5 protein-coding genes are annotated in these 4,454 nt (G+C 69.2%); 1 reads left to right on the top strand and 4 read right to left on the bottom strand.

The genetic code is table 11. From position 1 onward, the window contains the following. Nucleotides 1–258: 258 nt before the first annotated feature. A complete protein-coding gene (locus AB0L40_RS26805; protein WP_364361708.1) occupies nucleotides 259–960 on the bottom strand; it encodes a hypothetical protein in 702 nt (233 codons plus the stop codon). Nucleotides 961–1,545: 585 nt separating this feature from the next. Here AB0L40_RS26805 and AB0L40_RS26800 point away from each other — a divergent pair. Next, nucleotides 1,546–2,088, top strand: coding sequence for a cysteine hydrolase family protein (locus tag AB0L40_RS26800; RefSeq protein ID WP_364361706.1), 543 nt, complete (start codon nucleotides 1,546–1,548; stop codon nucleotides 2,086–2,088). Nucleotides 2,089–2,971: 883 nt separating this feature from the next. Here AB0L40_RS26800 and AB0L40_RS26795 read toward each other — a convergent pair. The 3 genes from AB0L40_RS26795 to AB0L40_RS26785 form a co-directional block, all read right to left on the bottom strand. Continuing rightward, complete coding sequence (locus tag AB0L40_RS26795) at nucleotides 2,972–3,214, bottom strand: hypothetical protein (RefSeq protein ID WP_364361704.1); 243 nt, start codon at nucleotides 3,212–3,214, stop codon at nucleotides 2,972–2,974. Between the two features lie 77 nt (nucleotides 3,215–3,291). Beyond that, nucleotides 3,292–3,762 carry a hypothetical protein gene (locus tag AB0L40_RS26790; RefSeq protein WP_364361702.1) on the bottom strand — a complete coding sequence of 157 codons (471 nt, stop codon included), beginning with the start codon at nucleotides 3,760–3,762 and terminating at the stop codon, nucleotides 3,292–3,294. Beyond that, nucleotides 3,759–4,454 (bottom strand): Hint domain-containing protein (locus AB0L40_RS26785; protein ID WP_364361700.1); only part of this gene is annotated, 696 nt, incomplete at its 5' end. The genes AB0L40_RS26790 and AB0L40_RS26785, both read right to left, overlap by 4 nt.

Below are 4,454 nucleotides of genomic sequence, written 5' to 3'. Positions count from 1 at the left end.
TACCGCCAGGCGATCGTCCCCGGCGCGACGGGCACCGGCAGCGGCTACCAGCCGCTCGCCAACACCCCCGCCGGCTCGAGCACCAACAGCCGTCGCGGCGCGAGCGCGACGCGCGCAGGAGCGCCTCCGGCGGCTCGTCGTCGTCGAAGTACCGGCCGACCACGCGGTCGGAGCGGTCGCGCAGCGGGCGGCCCGCCACGACGTCGTCGCTGTCGCGGGCCCCGCCGAGCCAGGCCCCGCGCGGGCGGCGGCGGGCGCTCACTGCTCGCCCCCGATCAGCGGCGCGCCCAGCGGGTGCTCCGGGCCGCCCGTCGCGGCGGAGGACAGCGACAGGAACACGTAGGCCGCGCCGAGGCCGACGGCCAGGACGACGATGCCGGCGATCGTGTTCGCGGCCTCCGACGGTGCCAGGGTGCCGATCAGCAGCAGCGCGAGCGCGAGGGCGAAGCCGGCCGTCAGCGCGGGGATGATCCGCGGCAGCCGGGCGGTGGCGATCGCGACGAGCGCGAAGCCGACCAGCCACGTCAGCTGGAACGTCGCGACGGTGTCCTTCACGTCCGCCGCCGCGACCCCGAACCAGCCGTGGGTCAGGCCGAGGACGAGCGCCGCGTAGCTCGTGAAGAACGCGGCGAGCAGCGCGAGGTAGGTGATCGGCAGGGTCGTGCCGGTGGTCCAGGGGCCGGACGTCGGCCGGGACTCCAGGCGCGCGGCCCAGGCGGTGGCGACGAAGAGGCCGAGCCCGGTGCCGGCGAAGAGAATCGCCAGCGGGCTGCCGAGCGACGCCTGGGCGACGAAGCCGACGAGCTGCAGGCCGAGCGTCACGGCGCCGACGGCGAGGAGCGCGAAGCCGAGGACCAGCGGGTCGCTCGTGATCGTCCGGGCGGCGGGGTCGTCGGCCGCGAGGGCCGCGGCCGGTGTGGTCGGGGAACGGGGGTCTGTGGGGATGGCGGCGGTGGCCATGGGGTCTCCTGAGCGGTGGGTTCGCGGTCCGGACGCCGCGGGAGCGGGCCCGGGGGCCCGGCACCGGGGAGCGGTGCGGGCTCGCGCGTCTCCTCCGGCGCCCGGGTCGTCCGGAGCCGCCCACTACCGCCCCGGCGGTGGACCCGTCGGGGCGGTCTGCGTGGTGCGGGACCGGGACGCCCGGCGCCGGAGGGCGCGCGGGTGGAGGAGTCGGTCGCGGGACGGGAGGCCGCGGGGTGCAGTCGTGCAACGCCCCGAGGACGACGAACGCCCGGGCCGCGCGTCCCGCGACCGGCTCCTACGCGGCGCACCGACATCGAGGCGAGCGGACCGCCCCGAATCCCGGCCGCCGCCGTGCACACGTCAGATAGGTGTTCGGGGTGCGGACCACGCCGGGAATGTACCGCCGTACGCACGATAATGCAAATACTTGATCGGTGTTCATGTATTTAGCCGTACGCTCGGGACGGGCGGCAACCAGCGCGGCGGCGTGCCGACGCCCGGACGACGTCGGGCCGCCCCGCGGCGAGGCCCGTGCGGCCAGGCACGACCGCGGTCGTCACCGCCCCGCGTAGGCTGCGCCGGATGCCCCGCGCGCTGCTCCTCGTCGACGTCCAGCAGGACTACTTCCCAGGCGGGGCCCTCCCCCTCGCCGGCCCGGACGCCGCGGCGGCGCAGGCCGCGCGCGTGCTGGCCGCCTTCCGCGAAGCCGGCGGCCCGGTCGTCCACGTCCGCCACGCCGCCGAGCCCGACGACGGCTTCCTCGTCCGCGGCACGCCGGGCGCGGAGTTCCATCCGTCCGTCGCGCCGACCGCCGACGAGGAGGTCGTCACGAAGGCCTCGCCGAACGCCTTCCTCGACACCGACCTCGACGCGCGCCTGCGCCACGACAACGTCCGCGAGCTCGTCGTCGCGGGGATGATGACCAGCATGTGCGTCGACGCCTCGGTGCGGACGGCGTCGGACCTCGGCTACGAGGTCACGGTCGTCGGCGACGCCTGCGCGTGCCCGGACCTGGAGCACGCCGGCCGCACGGTGGCGGCGGCCGACGTCCAGGCCGCGTTCCTCGCGGCGCTGGGCAGCGCGTACGCGACGGTGGTCGACGCGGACGACCTGCTCGCCGGCTGATCTGGGCGACTGCACCGTGAGACCGAAGAGCGCCCCGGCGCTCGGCGGTTCTCGGTGCTGCTCGCCGAGGCGGGTCTCGCCGCGCCCCAACCGACTACTTCGTGGGTCGATGACCTTCTCCCGCCCTGCCCCGCAGGCCTGAGGCCTATCGCCGAACACCACCTCTGACGGCGATGACCCGCGCATGCCCTCGCAAAGATCCGCCGATCGCCTTCCGGCGCCCGATCAGGATTCGGAGACACCACCGACGAAGGTCGTCCCCGAGACCGTCAGCACCCAAGGATCTTCATCCGTGTCGCTGAACGCCTGGAGTTCGGAACCGTCGGCCAGGTGACTGATGTGGTCTGCGACGTTGCTCGAAGACCACCGTGAGAATCGAACGACGTCGACGCAGATCAACTTCTGCAGCAGCTCGCAGCATCGCGGTCGTCCGGAGAACACCGCAACTCTCCCCCGAGAACGAGCCGCCACAGACATCCCGGGACGCCGTCGACGATGCGAGCGAGGCGGCGGACCTACCCGGGCCTACTGCCGATCGCACGGCACATCGCTATGCGTTCGGGGCCCGATATGCGCCCGTCGATCGTATCTCGGAGTTCGTCTAGCCTACAAAGGACATCGGCTACGGCGTCCTCGTTCGCCGAGTCGAACTGGATCTCAAGCGGCTCGATCGGCCCATCGTGTCCGGTCGCAGGCTCTCGAAACAGTCTCGGCGTCGCGGTGCTCCTGGCGAACGGAATCCGAAGAACCGAGCCGGATGGCTACTGCGCAGTCGCATGCGCTGCACAACAGCCTGCCGCGCGTTGCGGGACCCCTGGCACTCGAACGGCAGAAGCCGTCAGGAACAGCGAGACATCCAGGCGCACCCGGGCGGTGGAAGGCCTCAGTCGTCGGAGCGCGGCCCGTGATCCCAATGCGAGCCCCGCGACCGGGCCTCCGCTTCCGTTATCTCGAGGTGCCGCATCAGTTCCTCAGCGTTCTCGCGCGACATTCCAAGGATGTTTCGAAACTCGTTGTCGGTGAGCGCCACACCGTCGAGGACGTACGACAGCGTGAGGTAGAGAAACCCGTACTCGAGCGTCCCAAGATCAATCTGTACTCCGTCATTACTGAACCTTGCGATCACGGCTTCACCACCGATCGACTCATATTCCGCTCCACCGCTAGAGGCGACCCGTGCCGCGCACCGATTGCCGCTTCGGTTCAGACTTCTATTCGCCGGGTCACGTAGCCGTCGGGTATCGATCCGTTCGAGCGGTAGGTCTCGAAAAGTCTGATGACTTCGTCGCGATCGAAGACTTCGCTCTGGCGTACTGACGTTTCATTCTCGGACCACTTGATGCGCACCCACGGCTCCGAGTCGGGACCGCTCGCACGGCCTAGGACTTCATGCCGAATGGTCCCATCAGACGTGACTCGACGGATCTCGCAGGTAAAACGCCCGTCCAAACCTCCGGCGCATTGAATGTAGTTGTCCGGGCCCAGTTCGAGATCAAACGAGTCACGAGGGACGCCTTCTGGCAAATGCCAGAGCAGGAACGCAAAGTCGTCTTCCCCGTCCATCAATTCCAACCCCGCACGGAGCTGCTGCTCGGCTGTGCGACCCCCGGGTCTCGACTTGAGTTCCATGGTGATGCGCCCGTTCATCGTGATGCCGCAGCGGGGGGTTGTCATCGGACTTCAATCAATTCGGTCGACGTAATCCTAATGGGTTTTCCGTTTAGCATCGCTCGCGCGACCGAGCCGCTATTGACCGCGCTATCAAAGGCGCGCTGACTCGCCGAAAGAGACGCAGTTCCACTCTTGACCTCGATACCAATGTAGGTCCCGTCCGCATTCTGGGCCAGTCCGTCATAGAAGCGACCGCCCTCAGCACCAGACACGGTCGCACGAACTTGGTTCCTGACCACGGTGATCCCCGTCAAGGCCTCAAACCGAGCGAGACCTCGGGCTTCGGCTTCGGCACCGTAGCCGCCGGCTCCGGTGAACCGCCCGCGCGCGTCTCGCCCGGGGGCACCTTCCAGAGGACAATTATGAACGAGCACTGCGCTGGGACCGACGAGGTATGTGTGCGTCCCAGCGACCGTGAGGTCGTAGCCGATCCCGCTCTCCCGACTGAACGGAACAGGCCCATCTACAGTCACCGGCCCCAAGATTGCCGACAGGACCGAATCATTCGCAGGTAGTTCACCGGCCGAGATCCAACGCTGCTGCGTGGCGTCCCAGAATCGATGAGTCGCAGTGGTTTGGATCCGCTCTCCGCCGGTATCGAGAGTCAAGTCGCGTTTTGTGGTGTAGCTCGGTTTCGTGATCGAGAGTGGTTCGTGGTCGGAGGTCGTGGGTCGCGTGGTGCCCGGCCCGCGAAG

The organism is Patulibacter sp. NPDC049589 (genome assembly GCF_040675535.1).
In the GTDB taxonomy this organism is placed as follows: Bacteria; Actinomycetota; Thermoleophilia; order Solirubrobacterales; family Solirubrobacteraceae; genus Patulibacter.
This window is presented reverse-complemented; position numbering and strand designations above follow the sequence as displayed.